The sequence below is a fragment of the Lactobacillus sp. WILCCON 0058 genome (assembly GCF_057198005.1).
Map to the genome: position 1 here is coordinate 2,102,925 of NZ_JBUBHM010000001.1, position 14,757 is coordinate 2,117,681.

The 14,757-nt window shown below is 49.7% G+C and carries 15 protein-coding genes; 8 read left to right on the top strand and 7 right to left on the bottom strand.

All coding sequences use genetic code 11. From position 1 onward, the window contains the following. Position 1 precedes the first annotated feature (1 nt). The 3 genes from ACYVUU_RS09755 to ACYVUU_RS09765 are packed head-to-tail and all read right to left on the bottom strand — an operon-like array spanning position 2 to position 3,198. Positions 2-1,249 carry a polymerase gene (locus tag ACYVUU_RS09755; protein ID WP_439777103.1) on the bottom strand — a complete coding sequence of 416 codons (1,248 nt, stop codon included), beginning with the start codon at positions 1,247-1,249 and terminating at the stop codon, positions 2-4. Position 1,250: 1 nt separating this feature from the next. Continuing rightward, a complete protein-coding gene (locus tag ACYVUU_RS09760; RefSeq protein WP_484500758.1) occupies positions 1,251-2,213 on the bottom strand; it encodes a DUF6625 family protein in 963 nt (320 codons plus the stop codon). Then, a complete protein-coding gene (locus tag ACYVUU_RS09765) occupies positions 2,206-3,198 on the bottom strand; it encodes a capsular polysaccharide synthesis protein (protein WP_484500759.1) in 993 nt (330 codons plus the stop codon). The genes ACYVUU_RS09760 and ACYVUU_RS09765 overlap by 8 nt, the downstream gene beginning before the upstream one ends. A 300-nt stretch (positions 3,199-3,498) precedes the next feature. On the opposite strand from ACYVUU_RS09765, the gene ACYVUU_RS09770 reads away from it, so the two are divergent. From ACYVUU_RS09770 to ACYVUU_RS09805, 8 genes are all read left to right on the top strand, one after another. Beyond that, the gene (locus tag ACYVUU_RS09770) at positions 3,499-4,311 is read left to right on the top strand and encodes a LicD family protein (RefSeq protein WP_439775949.1); all 813 of its coding nucleotides are present in this window, start codon (positions 3,499-3,501) and stop codon (positions 4,309-4,311) included. Positions 4,312-4,434: 123 nt separating this feature from the next. Then, positions 4,435-5,325, top strand: coding sequence for a phosphotransferase (locus ACYVUU_RS09775; protein ID WP_439777494.1), 891 nt, complete (start codon positions 4,435-4,437; stop codon positions 5,323-5,325). Then, complete coding sequence (locus ACYVUU_RS09780) at positions 5,325-6,215, top strand: NTP transferase domain-containing protein (protein ID WP_484500760.1); 891 nt, start codon at positions 5,325-5,327, stop codon at positions 6,213-6,215. The genes ACYVUU_RS09775 and ACYVUU_RS09780 overlap by 1 nt, the downstream gene beginning before the upstream one ends. Positions 6,216-6,233: 18 nt before the next feature. Beyond that, a complete protein-coding gene (locus ACYVUU_RS09785) occupies positions 6,234-7,169 on the top strand; it encodes an EamA family transporter (RefSeq protein ID WP_484500761.1) in 936 nt (311 codons plus the stop codon). Next, on the top strand, positions 7,169-7,804 hold the full coding sequence (locus ACYVUU_RS09790) for a sugar transferase (protein WP_484500762.1): 636 nt from the start codon (positions 7,169-7,171) through the stop codon (positions 7,802-7,804). The genes ACYVUU_RS09785 and ACYVUU_RS09790 overlap by 1 nt, the downstream gene beginning before the upstream one ends. A 33-nt stretch (positions 7,805-7,837) precedes the next feature. Beyond that, positions 7,838-8,998 (top strand): beta 1-4 rhamnosyltransferase Cps2T, encoded by a 1,161-nt coding sequence (gene cps2T, locus ACYVUU_RS09795; protein ID WP_484500906.1) that lies wholly within the window; start codon positions 7,838-7,840, stop codon positions 8,996-8,998. Positions 8,999-9,162: 164 nt separating this feature from the next. Continuing rightward, positions 9,163-9,678 carry a Panacea domain-containing protein gene (locus ACYVUU_RS09800; protein ID WP_439775954.1) on the top strand — a complete coding sequence of 172 codons (516 nt, stop codon included), beginning with the start codon at positions 9,163-9,165 and terminating at the stop codon, positions 9,676-9,678. A gap of 4 nt (positions 9,679-9,682) precedes the next feature. Continuing rightward, entirely contained in the window at positions 9,683-10,444 is a 762-nt protein-coding gene (locus ACYVUU_RS09805; protein ID WP_439775955.1) for a hypothetical protein, read from the top strand. A gap of 86 nt (positions 10,445-10,530) precedes the next feature. Here ACYVUU_RS09805 and ACYVUU_RS09810 read toward each other — a convergent pair whose 3' ends face one another. The 4 genes from ACYVUU_RS09810 to ACYVUU_RS09825 form a co-directional block, all read right to left on the bottom strand. Further along, positions 10,531-11,352 (bottom strand): DNA/RNA non-specific endonuclease, encoded by an 822-nt coding sequence (locus ACYVUU_RS09810; protein WP_484500763.1) that lies wholly within the window; start codon positions 11,350-11,352, stop codon positions 10,531-10,533. Positions 11,353-11,420: 68 nt separating this feature from the next. Then, entirely contained in the window at positions 11,421-12,800 is a 1,380-nt protein-coding gene (locus ACYVUU_RS09815; protein WP_484499678.1) for an IS3 family transposase, read from the bottom strand. A gap of 67 nt (positions 12,801-12,867) precedes the next feature. After that, complete coding sequence (locus ACYVUU_RS09820; RefSeq protein WP_484500764.1) at positions 12,868-13,695, bottom strand: sunset domain-containing protein; 828 nt, start codon at positions 13,693-13,695, stop codon at positions 12,868-12,870. Positions 13,696-14,026: 331 nt separating this feature from the next. Next, positions 14,027-14,566 carry a TetR/AcrR family transcriptional regulator C-terminal domain-containing protein gene (locus ACYVUU_RS09825; protein ID WP_484500765.1) on the bottom strand — a complete coding sequence of 180 codons (540 nt, stop codon included), beginning with the start codon at positions 14,564-14,566 and terminating at the stop codon, positions 14,027-14,029. Positions 14,567-14,757: the final 191 nt, after the last annotated feature.

A 14,757-nucleotide genomic window follows, 5' to 3' on the forward strand; every position in this document is an offset into this window, starting at 1 on the left:
TCTATCTTTCTTGTTGTTTTTGCAAAAAATCACTGGTCAAGCCCAAAGCTATTGCCAGAAAGACTCCCGAGGCGCTGGTAAAAATCGGGTTGCCCGCCGAACTGATCAGGAAAAAGGCAATGAGGCCCAGAGCCCCGGCCCGCGGCTGACCCGGCGGAGCTTTTTTCAAACAATAGCCCAGCTGGACAACTAGCCAGTACACATATAGGAAGGCCCCAAAAAGGCCGAATTGGGCCAAAAGCATGGGCCAGAAGTTGTCGTTCATGGCAAAGCCCGTTTCCTGGGCCAAAGCGTAGTCGTGGTGGAAGCCAAAGCGGACATAAAGGGGGGAGTAGTGCTTAAAGGCCTGGTCTGACCCGTAAGTCGCGAAGCCACTGCCTAAAGGAAAATAGTCCCGCAGGACGATCAGGGAATGCCTAAGCAATTTCGACCTGACCGTTTCGCTGAAGAAGTACTCCTTAACCTGGGGATAGCCCAGGCAAAAAGCCACAAAAGCCGCACTGACGCCTTTTTTCCAGCTTAGCCGGACCCCTTTTTTCTCAAAATGCAGGCCCAGAAGCAAAATCCCGCTGGATCCGATTCCCCCGGCCCGCAAGGTCATGACTACAGTTGCCAGGTACAAAAGGAGCCAGGCCTTGCTCTGCCTAAGTCCGCGCTCATTTTTCTTCTTTTCCCCAATTCCTTCCCCCAGCATAATCAGCACTAAGGAGACCAGCAGGACCTCATTTAAGGCCGCCGGGTTCTCATAGATGAACTTATAGGACCGGATCCCGTAGCGGAGGTCGTAGCTAAAGCCAACGTCAACCGCCAGATTGACGATGCCGCCGAGAAAAGCCAGCAGAATAAAGCATTTACTGGCCAAAAGCAGGTTGCGCACAAGCGTCCTTTTTTCCCAGGGGCGCAAGCAACAGCTGACATAAAAGAGGACCAGGGGCAGCTTGACCAATTTAAAGGCATCGACCAAGACTGGTGTCCCGCCAATTAGCCCCGACATCCCGTTTGAGATTAACCCCAGGCTTTCCACAAGGATCAGGGCAAAGCAAATTTTTAACAATAGTCCCTCTTTTTCCTGGCCCAGCCGCTTACTTATTAGTGCCCAGGCGATCCCGATCAGGCAAAAAACGGCCAAAATTTCATCCTGGCTGTCGGCCAAAGGCATTGGACAGACTTGATTCAAGCAGGCAAAACAGACCATCTGCCCGCTTAAGTAAAGGGTGACCAGGTTCTGCCGGCGCAGGCGGACTACCATACTAGCGCTTAAGGACGTACTTGTGGTAGCGCCGACTCCAGATGAAGGTCCAATAAGCCAGCTTCACCCGGGCTTCCCCAATTAGATTAAAGCCGTTATAGCGCTTGATCTCCCCCATGGTCACGTTAAAACCCGGTTCTTTAGCGTAGAAGCCATCCTTGCCGATAAAGTAGGAATCGCTTTGGTAAAAATTCTGCCGCATCCGCCTTTTGGGAAAATGCAGGTAGGCCAGCTCTTCATAGTTCATTTTCCCGCCAGCGTAGTAGGCCCGGTAGACCCGGCCTTTTTCATAAAAGAAGACCTGGCGGGCACTGTTCAGCTTTTTCTTCTCCCGCCCCCGCAAGTATGACGTCGTCCGCCTCATCTGCTCACGCCAGGAATAGATATCAGCGAAGTCCCGCTTTAAACAGCACTTGGCGCCCAGTCTGGCAAACTTTTTCTGGATTCCTTCCACCTCGTCAAAGACGCAGGGCAGGTCCGTCTGGAAAACCTGCCGAAAGTTCTGACCCCCCTTGGCCACGAAGCGGAGGTTGTTGGTCAAAGTATTGCGAAAGACCGTCAGATGGCCATGCTGGTAGACCTTGTCGTATTTTTCCAGTAATTTCTCCGGCAAAAATTTCTCCAAGTCCCCCATGACCTGGTCCAAATCGCAGTGGCCCCAATAGCGGTAGTCCTTGAGCCAGTCGGACAGGAGCCAGCCAAAGGCCGGCCGGTAGTCACAGATTTTGTAAGGCGCATGCAGCCGGATCTGAAAGCCCAGCTTCTTTTGAAACTTTGCCCGTAAATCCGCCAAAGTCAGGTACTTGATCTTGAGATTGGCCGGGGGATTCTTGACCAGCTGGTCGGTGGCCAAAATAAAGTCAGTCGCCGGATTCTCCTTAACTGATCTGAAGAATAAATCCGCGTAGGCCGGGAAAGGACCGAAGTAGCAGATCACTAACGCCAGTTTCTTCTCTTTAGCCATTTTTGCCTCCTTTCGCCACGACTTGGGCAAAATAAGTCCCCTTTTGCAAAAACATCCCCGGCGGGAACTTGTAAGACAGCTTGTGGATACTAGTTTGCTCCTTAATCGCCTGCCAAAAATCCGGCTCATACTGGTCAAATAAGCGCTGGCCTAACAGGTGGGGGGCCCCGCTGTCCACAGGGATTACCTCCGCAAATTCTTCCGGGCAGGCCTCAGCCGCCAGCTGGAAAAAGATGTGGAAAATGTAATAGTCAAGCAACTTGTCATGCCTTCTCCAGTAAGCATAGAGCAGGTCCCGGGTGATCAAAAGCAGCCTGTTTCTTTTCGGGGCAACCAAGAGCCAGTTGGACATGGGGATGGCTTGCCCGTCCCTGCCCGGCTTGACGATCTGGTAGGCAAAGAGGCGGTTTTTAAACAGAAAATCCGGCAAATCCCCGCTGTAAAAAACGGTCGCGTCCGTCCAGATGCCCCCGTAATTGATCAAGAGCTCCAGCCGGATCAAATCGGCTAAATGCGCGCCATCTATAATTCCGCGCTTAATTTTCGCCTGGATTTCCCGCGGAAAAGTCACATAGTCCTGGTAGTTGTCTTCCGTAATCAAGGTCAGCTTCCCTTTTCCCGCGTAAGCCGCCAAAGCTGATTTATAGCAGTTTCTGACGACTTGCGGGGCCGTGGCCAAGCCTTGCAGCCAGCAGAACCAGACATAGGGCTGGTCATTTTCAGATTTACTTTTATCCTTCTCTTTTTCCCCAGCATCTTTGTGCAGCTTAACCAAATGGTCAAGCTCCTTCCGGTACCGCCTGGCCAGCTTCTCCTTGACCCGGTACTGGGCGCTGAGGCGGAGGATCTCCAGGGCCTTTTCTTTCGTTCCAAGCAGAAGCAGCTGCCCTGCCGCCAGGGGCAGGTTGCCGGCCGCGGCGTACTGGCGGACCAGGTCCCAGCCTCCTTGCTGTTTAATGAGCTTGCGCAGGTCGCGTGTTTTCATTGGTCATCTCCTTCGCGTGAAATTTTGTAAGCAATAAATTAGCACACAAGTGCAGGATTGTACAAGACCATTTCCCGTTCTTCCGGATTCCGTGCTTATTTTTTACTGACTTTGTGAAAAAATCCCCCGCCTTTTTGCGGCTGTCGCCTAATAGGAAAAAATCTTCTTTTCAGAAATTTCCAGCAACTTTTTGCACGAGGAGGAAAGAATTTCTTAAGTTTTCCAGACTTGACGGGCCATATTTTGGCCTGCTAAATTATTTGACTACAAAGCAAAAAACGAATTTTGAAGGAGACAGACATGCGAAAACTCACAATTAGCGAGATACAAGCGGTCGAACTGGACAATCTCCAGATAATTGACCGGATTTGCCAAGAGCAGGACCTGACCTACTACCTGGCCTACGGGACCCTCTTAGGCGCCGTCCGCAACCAGGACTTTATCCCCTGGGACGATGACACCGACATCTGGATGCCCCGGCGGGATTACGAGGCCTTCATCGCTTACTGCGAAAAAGACCTTCCTGCTCCCTACCGGATCGCGACCCGGGAAAACAGCCCGGGCTATCCCTATGGCCTGGCCCGCTTTAGCAACCAGGACTACGAGTTCGTTTCCACCAAGCCCGCCGAGCAGTTTTCTGCCGGCATCTTCACCGACATCTACCCCTTGGACGAAAACGGCTCTTCCTACCCGGTGGCCCGCCAGCTCTACCGCCGCTGCAAGCTAGTCAACATGGCCTACTACGCCTACGCGGCGACCTGGCCCCAGAACTTTTTGACCAAAAGTGCCCACCAAATTTACAAAAAGGCGGTTGACCGGATCTGGGGCGAGGGCTTTGCCCAGGCCGTTGATGAAAAAATCCAGCGGATCATTTTTACCAAAACGAAAGAGGGCCGGCAGAAGGTCGGCGTCCCGGCCTGGCCGGATGGCGGGGTCCACATGCTGGAGAAAAAACACTTCGGGGAGGGCAAGTACGCCCCTTTTGCCGGGTCCAGCTTCCGCGTTCCGGCTGATCCTGCTCCCATCTTGCGGGAATACTACGGGGACTATGAAAAATTGCCCCCGGCTAAGGACCGCTATCCCCACCACGACTACAAGATCTATCCCAAATAGTCTTTTAACCATAAGCAGAATTTTTGGTGCAATTAAAAGATGTCATTTTATCTTATCCATCAGCCATGCTAAGCTGTTAGGACAAGATATATCTCGAGTTTTTTAGAAAAAGAAGGTGACCACATGTCCTACTTAAGTCAGCGGGCAGTCACGGCGCTTGCCGTCTTTTTCCAAGCTGACCCTGATGAACTGAATTTCGTGCCTTTACACAAGGGCATGACCAACCACTCCTTCCGCCTGGATTATGGCGGAAAAAGCTACCACTTCCGCCAACCCAGGCCTGGCCGGCAAATTATCGACCGGACCCGGGAAGCCGCGGTCTACCAGGCCATCGCCCCCTACAATTTCTGCGACTCCCCCCTTTACCTGGATCCGGAAACCGGCTATAAGCTCAGCCCCTTTTTACCCCAGGCCCGGTCCTGTAACCCCAAAAAAGAAGCTGACCTAGTCCGCTGGATAGAAAAAATCAAACGCCTGCACCAGGCAAAGATCGCAGTTCCACATAGCTTCGACCTTTTTGCCCAGATCAAGCATTATGAACAAATTAGGGGGCCGCGCCCCTCCCTTTTCCCAGACTACCGGGAAACTAAAGGGCAGATTTTTAGCTTAAAGCCCTACTTAGACACAGTGCCAAAGGAAAGCTGCCTGACCCACCTGGATCCGGTGGCCGATAACTGCCTTTTTTACCGAGAAGGCAGACAAAGCAAACTGCAATTAACCGACTGGGAGTACGCGGGGATGCAGGACCCGCACGTGGACCTGGCCATGTTTGCCATCTACGCCGGCTATGAAAGGGCGGAACTTGATCACTTGCTGGATTTATATTTTGAGAAAAAATGCCCGGAAAATATCAAGAGCAAGATCTACTGCTACATGGCCATTTGCGGCCTGCTCTGGTCCAACTGGTGCGAGGCCTTCCAGCCTAAGCAGGCCCTGGCCCCTTACGGCCGGCGGCAGTACCGCTATGCCAAGGAGTACGCGGCAATAGCTTTGAAAAGAACGGGGGTGGCCTAATGACGTGCGCCGACAACGCGGTAATCTTGGCCGGCGGGACCGGAGCCCGCTTTGCTCCCCTGTCTTATGACAAGCCCAAGGGCCTGATCGAGGTCAAGGGGGAAGTCCTGCTTGAGCGGCAAATCCGCCAGCTCCAAGCGGCCGGAGTCAGCGACATCTACATCGTTACTGGCTACAAGAAAGAGCATTTTTACTACTTAAAGGGCAAGTACGGGGTGAAATTGATCGACAACCCTGCCTATGCCCGGCAAAACAGCGCGGCCAGTCTCTGGCTGGCCCGGGGCGTGATCAGAAACAGCTTCATCTGCTCGGCAGACAACTACTTTTTGTCCAACCCTTTCCGCCTGGGCCTGGAAAAGGCCGGCAGCTACTACGCCGGCCAGTACAGCCAGGGTGAAACTGATGAATGGGGCATCACAACTGACCAGGAGGGCTATATCGACCGCGTGACCAGGTCGGCGAAAAATTCCTGGTACATGCTGGGCCATGCCTTTTGGCGGGAAGACTTTTCCCAGCGCTTTTTTCAAATCATGGAGAAAAAGGGAGACGCGGCCAGTGGCAAGTATTGGGAGGAAATTTTTGCCGAAAACTTAGACCTGCTCAAGATGCGGCTGGCCAGGTTCCCGGCCGGCTATATCAAGGAATTCGACAGCCTGGAAGACTTGCGCCAGTTCGACAAGACCTACCAAGAGGATTCCCGGTCCTATATCTTGAAAAAATGCGCCAAAATTCTAGCTACCGATGAAGGACAACTGGACCGGATCAAGCCCATCAAGGGGCGGGGCAACGAGGCGATTGGCTTTCACTTCCGCCATGACGGGCGCCTGTATTGCTACATCTACCAGCTGGGCCGGGTCATCCGCTGCCAGCGGCTGGGGCATTCCTATTAAATAGGAAGGAAGGCGATCATGTTAGCGGGAATTTTAGCTGGCATCACTTGGGCAGTAGAAACCCTGCTCTTAGGCGGGGCGGTGGCTCTGCCGGTTTTCAGCCGGGATTTAGAGGCCGCCTTTTTAGCCCCTTTCGTCTGCGCCTTTTTCCATGACAGCCTCTCTTGCTTCTGGCTGTGGGGGCAGAGATTAGCGTCCGGGGAAAGGTCTGCCTGGAAAAATTGGCAAAAAGGCGGCGGCTGGATCGTTTTAGCCGCGGCGGTTGGCGGCCCGGTCGGGATGACGGGCTATGTTTTAGCGGTCAAATTCATGGGGCCAGCCTTAGGGGCCGTAGCCTGCGCCCTTTTTCCGGCGGTTGGGGCCCTCCTGGCCCAGCTGCTATTGGGAGAAAGGCTCCCCCTCTCCCGCTGGGTCTGCCTTTTAGCGAGTTTAGCCGGAGTATATGGCTTGACTACTAGCGGGCAAGTGACTGAAGACAATATAGTCTTGGGCCTGGCCAGCGCTATTATGTGCGCCGGCGGCTGGGGACTAGAGGCAGTGATTTTAGCCAAGTGCTTTAAGGGCGGGATCAAGACCGGGCAGGCCTTGCAGATAAGGCAGACTACGGCGGCAGTAATTTCGGGGATGCTTTTGGTCACGGCCCTGCAAGCGGGAGACTTTGTGGGCGAGCTGGTGACTAAAGGGCCGGGTAAGCTGGGATTTTTGCTTGCCGGTGCCAGCGCTATGGCAACGGCCTCCTACTTCTGTTACTACAAGGCTATTGAGCAAGTGGGGCCAAGCAAGGCGATGGCCTTGAACGTGACCTACGCGGCCTGGGCCTTTCTCTTTACGGTTCTGGCGGGCGGCTGGGATTTGGTCAACTGGCAGACTATCTTTTTCGCCGGCCTGGTCTTTGCCGGCAGCATTTTGACGGCGGCAGACTGGCGGGCATTGTTTAAGCGAGGTGATGACTGATGGAAAAAATCAACTACCGGAAAGTAAAGGGGCGGCCGGTCTACCGGACGGCCAGCCGCTTGCTGGATTTGGGCTTGAGCAGCTTAGGCCTGGCCCTCTTCTCCCCCCTGCTTTTATATTTGGCGGTAAAGATCAAATTAGAAGACGGCGGACCGGTTTTATATTCGCAAACCCGCCTGGGCCAAGGCGGGCAGGCTTTCAAAATCTGGAAGTTCCGCTCCATGATCGAGGGGGCGGACCAGCTGAAAAAAGATTTACTGGAGAAAAATGAGATTGCGGGCGCCATGTTTAAGATCAAGGATGACCCGAGAGTGACCAAAATTGGGAAGATGATGCGGCGGTATAGCTTGGATGAACTGCCGCAGCTGGTCAATGTGCTTAAGGGCGAGATGGCCTTGATTGGTCCCCGTCCGCCCCTGCCGGAAGAAGCCAGGCAATACAGCGCATATGACTGGCAAAGGCTCTTAGTCAAGCCGGGATGCTCTGGCCTGTGGCAGGTGGAGTGCCGGAACGAGGGCGATTTTGACCAGATGGTGCAATTAGACATCAAGTACATCAACCAGCGGTCCCTGTGGCTGGATTTGCGGTTGATTTTTAAAACCCTTGGCCTGCTCTTTAAGCCAACGGGGATGTGAGGAGGGATTTTTCTGAAAGAGAGACATGTATTTATTATCGGTTCTAAGGGCCTGGGCTCTTATGGCGGCTATGAGACCTTCGTCAAGCAGCTCCTCAACCAGCACGCGGATCATGAAAAGATCCAGTACCATGTGGCCTGCAAGGAAAACGGGGATGGCGCCATGGAAGGCAGCCGCATCCGCTTTAAGTACCGGGGCGCGAATTGTTTTAAGATCCGGGTACCGGAAAAGCTGGGTCCGGCGCAGGCGATCTATTATGACCTGGCGGCTCTGGACTATGGGATCGATTATTGCAAGCGGCATGAGCTTGAGGGACCGATTTTTTACATCCTAGCCTGTAGGATTGGGCCTTTTATGAAGAAGTACGTGAAGCAGATCCACCGCTTAGGCGGGCAGGTCTTCATCAACCCGGACGGGCATGAATGGCGGCGGGGCAAGTGGCCCTGGCTGATCCGGAAGTACTGGCAAGTGTCGGAAAGATTGATGGTAAAAAACTGCGACCAGGTGATCTGTGACTCGATTGAAATTGAGCGCTATATTTTAAGAACTTACGGCAAGTACCGGCCAGAGACCGCCTTTATCGCTTACGGCAGTCAGCTGGCGGCTAGTCCCTTAGGCGATAGCAACCAGATTTTTAAGAACTGGCTGAAGGAGAAAAAATTGCGCGCCCGGCAGTACCACTTGATTGTGGGCAGGTTCGTGCCGGAGAATAATTTTGAGACGATGATCAAGGAATTTATGGCCAGCAAGAGCCGGAAGGATTTGGCCATTATCACCACGGCTAACGAGCGTTTTTTGGCAAAACTAGAAGAGAAATTGCACTTCAAGCAAGACCCGCGGATCAAGTTCGTGGGCACGGTTTACGACCAGGATTTGCTCAGAAAAATCCGGGAAAATGCCTACGCCTACCTGCACGGGCACTCAGTCGGCGGAACCAATCCGTCCCTTCTGGAGAGCCTCAGCAGCACCAAGCTGAACCTGCTCTACGACGTTGCCTTCAACCAGGAGGTAGCCAGGCGGGCTGGCCTTTACTGGAGCAAGGAGCCGGGGAGTTTGCGGCGGTTAATCGAGAAGGTTGAAGGCTTCAGCCAGCAGGCGGTTGAAGACTTTGGCCAGGCGGCCCGGGGGCGGGTCGCGCATGCCTACAGCTGGCCCACGATTGCCGGGGAATACGAAGAATTGTGGCTGAAATGAAGAAGGCCCGCATCCATGATTGGGTGCGGGCCTTACTGATTCTATTTAGTGTAAGGCAAATCGTTTACTCTTTCGGAATAGTGTTAAGTGGCCGAATGCGTTCCCTTGCTCTTTTGAACCCAAGGTAATAACATAATGTATACCAAGAGAAAGGAGCGATTAACATGGACAAGGGATTTGACGTCTTTAGGGTTTCAAACTTTGTAATCGATACTGCTAAGGAAAACAATATCGAATTAACCAATTTAAAGCTTCAGAAGATTTTGTTCTTCTTGCAGGGATTCTACCTGCACAAGTACAAAACTCGCTTGATAAATGGAGAATTTGCCAAGTGGCAGTATGGCCCCATAGAAAGAGAGGTTTACGACTGCTTTAAATCAAATGGGTCTTCACCGATTCATGATGAAGCCTTTGACTTTTCACTCGATACTTTGACGATTATACCTATTCCTCCTATTTCTGTAGCTGACGTTGGCCGCGATATTTTTCCTAAGCTTAAATCGGAACTACTGAAGTTGCTTGAGATCCCGACTTGGAGACTGATGGAATTGACTCATAACGATTCTAGTTGGTCAAACTATCAGGATGAAATAAAGAACTATTCAGCTGCTGACTATACCAATCAAGAGATCGAAAGCTGCTATATCAACAACTTCGATTCACAATACTGCGAGGCTTAAGCCCATGGCTTCACGAATCTCTGATCAGCAAATCATAAATCACTCTATTGACACTTTTGTAGAATATATAAGCAGCAAAAGAGCTAACCAAGACAAGGTAATAAATGCCCTCACTACGTTTTGCAAAACGGAAAACCTTGCTAGAGCATATCCTGAAATAAGCAAGAAAATATATGCTCTATCCCCAACTAGCTTTACCAATCTTGAAAAATTCATGGGAATTACTACTGGCAACAAGAGCAATGAAAGCCATTTCGATAGTCTTTCACAAGGAATTAAAGAATTTGTTGATATCAGTAAGACGGACAATCTTAGACGGCTTGAACGTCATATAAAGCTAAGCTGCTACCAGCGTGACTACATCAACAGTACTGCCCAAAGCGCAAACGATGCAGCTGAGAAGGCTGTCAAGAACTCCAAGAAGGCACAACAGAAAGTAAAAAGCATCTACTCAGAGTTTGTCGGGATCTTAGGAATCTTTACAGCAATGTCCTTCGCCATGATGGGCTCCGTCGAGATTCTTGGAAATCTGTTTAGCGACTTAAAGAATCTGTCTAGCGCTTCTCTGGGATATGCCTTCATAGTTGGTGGCGTGTACCTAATCGTCATCTACTTGATAATTTTGATGCTGTTTATCGGCATTAAGAAGCTTTTTGCCGATGGGGAATATCAAATTGATCTTAAATTTTGCATATCGCTTTCGATAGTTTCCATTGTATTTTTCACCGTGGGAATTGTGCTGCTCAATACACTGCACTTGACGTAATGGGTTAAAGTCCATAAAAGATAAAAGTTCTCTGCTCCGTTAGAAGTGAAGTCTAACAGTTGCAGAGAACTTTTTTCTAATGCTATTTAATTCTGTACCCGGCTGGTACCATCACTGTAGTTCAAAACAACGCCGGGCTGGACGTTAAAGACATAGACGTTAAAGGAAACCGCGTTGCTGCCAACAGACTTGGCCTCCATTTGAACGCCACGGGCCAGAAGCTCATCGCCTTTAAAGATTGGCTTAACCCGGTAGCGGACGTAGTTGCTTGAAGACTCCTTCAAATAGTCAGCTACTTCATTTTCGTATGGCAGTATCCCTGATACGTTCATTTCTTCCGTACCAGTGATTAGGTTCTTCGGGTTGTTATTCTGCCCAGTCAACTGGTAGCCGATCAAGTGACTCCGGTTATAGAGCCAGCCGCTGGAAATCCGCTTATTGTGCCAGCCAGTTGGATCCCAGTGCAAGGGTTCTCTTTTAGCAGTCGGCATCAAGGACTGATTTAGCATTGCATTGGCCGTAGTAGCCCGGTTCAAGCTGTCCAGATTGCCGTAGGTCTGCCAGGCACCGCGGCTGGTTGAGAGGTCACTCTGACTGAAGTCGGGCTGGTTGTTATTTACTTCAGTAGACAGTTGCCCACTATAAGTCAGGGATGCCAGGTCAGTTTGCTTTGGCTTAGCAGAAGCAGTTTCTTTCGTGGACGTAGTTTGGCTGGTCTTACTGCCCGGCATTTTGGCCAGCTTTTCCTTAGCTTCCTCTGTCTCACCTTTAATACGATCAGTCTCAGCTTCTAAAATAAGATTATCAGACTTGTAATCTTCGATCTTATCTTTATACTTATTGACCCGCTTGGTCTTAACGGTAATTTTTGGATAATTCTGGGAATCAACCGGCTTGGTAGAAGTCACGGCAAAAAGCAGAACAGCCGCGCCAGCAGCAAAAATGATGTGACCCCCAAAATTGGGACAATTTAGTATTACGCCGTTAAGGTTGTTAAAACATGATTCCGATATTCAATCGGGGTCATGTTTTTTCGTCCTGTCTTGATTCTTACGTTGTTGTAGTAATCGATGTATTTGTGAATAGCTTGTTCAAGCTCATTTAAGTCCTTGTATTTATGTTCTTGGCCGTAGAACATCTCCCGCTTAAGAATGCCGAAGAAGCCCTCCATTAAGCCGTCATCAAGAGAATTACCCAACCTGGACATGCTCTGATCGATCCCTCTGTTAGCCAGAGCCGCTTGATATGCTTGGTGCTGATATTGCCAGCCACGGTCTGAGTGGAAAATAAGCCCGTTAAGAGCCGGGTGCTTCTCAAATGCGTCATCTAGCATAGTCATCACTTGCTTAAGGTCTGGGTGCCTAGAAATGTTGTAGGAGATGATTTCTTGGGTACAACCATCGATAATTGGAGAAAGGTAGAGCTTTTGATCTTTAAGATGGAATTCAGTCACGTCGGTAAACCAATGTCTGTCCGGAATAATTGCGTAAAAATTGCGCTTGATTAAGTCTGGCTTGATCTTGCCTTGAACGCCGTAATAGCTGCTGTATTTACGTTTCTTGCGGATTGCGATGGCGAATAAGCCCATCTTTTGCATGAGCCTCTGCACCTTCTTATGGTTGATCTCATAGCCTTCCCGGCGAAGCTGTCCGTAAATTCGCCGGTACCCATAGCGTCGGCTGTGTTCAAGAAAGATCTCTTTGATTCTATCCATCAGCTTCTGGTTACCAGAATCCTTATCAGGCTTATGGATTTGGTAGTAGTAGTTACTTCTTGAGATATGAGGCAATCCAGGGTTGGCATTGATAACGTCGATAATGTACTTAACGCTAAGCCGCAATTCTTGCCTTAATTCAGTGATTGCACGAGCTAATTTTTCTTTTCTTGGCTCTTCCGTTCTTGAATTAAGGCCTCCAATTTTTTTATGTATGCAAGCTCGACTGTAAGCCTCTTTACCTGCTCTTCCAGCTCTTTGATCCGTTGTTTGTCCTTGCTTTTGGGCATTCTTGGGTGGTCTACCTTTCTTCTTGGTAATGACAGTATACCCGTTTTCTTTGAAAGAGCGAAGCCAATTTGCAAGAATTCCTGTATTTGTAAGCCCTAAGTCTAAGGAAACCTGCCTAAGAGCTTCACCACCTAGCAGAACTCTATCAATGGCAGCAAGCTTGAAATCAGCAGTATATTTCTGTTGTGGGCGATCCAAAATGTCTTCGCCATGCTTTTGGATCAAGTCTACCAAATATTGGATTCCTCCGCGCTCCATCCCATATTTTCGGCTGAGGTAGGTGCCTCTTCTATGATCGTCTACCCATTCGTGGTAAATAGCGAGTTTGATTTCTTTAGTGTATTTAGTCATGAAAATAACCCCCGAAATTAGTGTCCTAATTTCGGGGGTCATATCAAAATCATTCTTTTCTTTTTCATTATCTCTTAGCCCTCCGGTAACCTGCTCTCTGCGCTTCTTCTTCACTGTTGAAGTAGACAGCGTTTGACGAATTCATCCGGTAGCCGGCCTGGCCAGGGACATGATAAATTTTGGAATTGACATTACCAACGATTTTCTGAGAATCAGCCGTGTTCATATCACCGCGCTGGTCACTTGAAGTATCAGCTGAGTCATCAGTGTTTGAATCACTGGCACTAGATGCGGCAGCGGCTTGCTTTTCCGCGGCTTTACGGGCGGCTTCAGCCTCCTTTTTGGCTTCAGCTGCTTGCTTTTCCTGCTCCCGCTTAGCCTTTGCGGCTGCTTCTTTTTCGGCCTTTTCCTGAGCTTCCAGCTTCTTAACCTTCTTAGCCAGAGGCGCGTAGGCCAGTAAGGCGGCCTTTTTGGCAGAAATCAGCGCTGCATTCTTTTCTTTTGCTTGTTGGTATTCCTTAGCGCCAGTATACTTAACCACGACTTTGGTCCGCGGACTGTATTCTTCCGCGGCTACGCTGCCAACACCCACAGTCACAAAAGAAAGGGCCAGCAAGAGCCAAGCGGTAGCCTTTTGTACCTTTAACTTGTGTTCTTTTTTACTGTAGGCAAAATACATCAAAACAAAAGTGGCAATAAAGAGGCATCCGCCTACACTTGAAATTCCTAACGGCAGATAGCTCATCATAACGCCTAGCAGGGACATAAAGGCAAAGCTGCCCCACCCTCTAACTGAATAGTAATCTTTATCAGCCTTGCCAGATTTTTTCTTACGATAGCTGATCGTTACCATAGCAGCAGATGCTACCAGCAATATAGGCCATAATACGGCCATAAATATCCTCATCTCTTCCTCCTCAAAAAACACACGATTAAACAGTTAAGTGCCGAAGCTTCCACTTAGACACTCAGACTTTACATTATAGCACGCGTGTAAAGGGGAAGAGATTTTCTATAGAAAGAGCGAGTAGTTGGTTCAAAAAAGTGCGTAAAAAAAGAGCGCCTATTAAGCGCCCCAACCGGTTCGGCACAAGTAATCAGCTGGTACCATTTTTTGCACATCAGATGTGGACTCCGGTTCATTATCTTAGTACCTACATTATAGCACACAAAGAACCCCCTTGACACAAAGAGAGCACGTTTCAAGGGGGGCGCGGAAAGAACATTTATTTCTCACTAGTGTGATTAGAGAGTGTAAAATGCAAGGCACTATTAACCCGGTCAGCGATTACATCGTAGTCGAGCGGGTGATAGCTGAAGAGGTTGTCAATCATCGTATAGGTCAAGCCAATGCTGAAAACCGTCACAAAGTCGCTGGCCCTGTGGTTGTCGGTCATGCCTTCGTCTGTGATGATCTTTCGTAGCAGCACTGCGATATGCCGCGAAATCTCGCCAATTACATCGATTTCTTTTTGACTTGAATACACACTTTTGTAAAAATCCCTATTCTGCTCAGCACTATAGAAGACTTGTGCGATAACTTCTTCCCAATCCAGCCTGTCGATGTTGCTTTCGACATCGGCTTCCATCATTGCCTGGATTGTATAACCGAGCAAATCATATTTATCTTGGAAGTTATCGTAAAAAGTCTGCCTTCTAATACCGCTCTTCTTCATCAAGTGAACTACACTGACGTGGTTAAAGCCAGTTTCAGCAACTTCAGCCCTAAACACGAGTGCAATACGCAACTTAAGATCTTCGGACATCGGATCACGCTTTCTTAAGGCTGATTGTCGCCAAAAACTGTTGTCTCATTTTTAAACCATAACCGCTAGTTGCTACAACGTGCAAACAGACCGTCCGGTACTCACGCCAAGCCGGACAGAATAGAACATATCATATCTTGCGTTTTAGGAGAACCCTTAATTACTCCAGCCTGTATTATATATTGCCTATC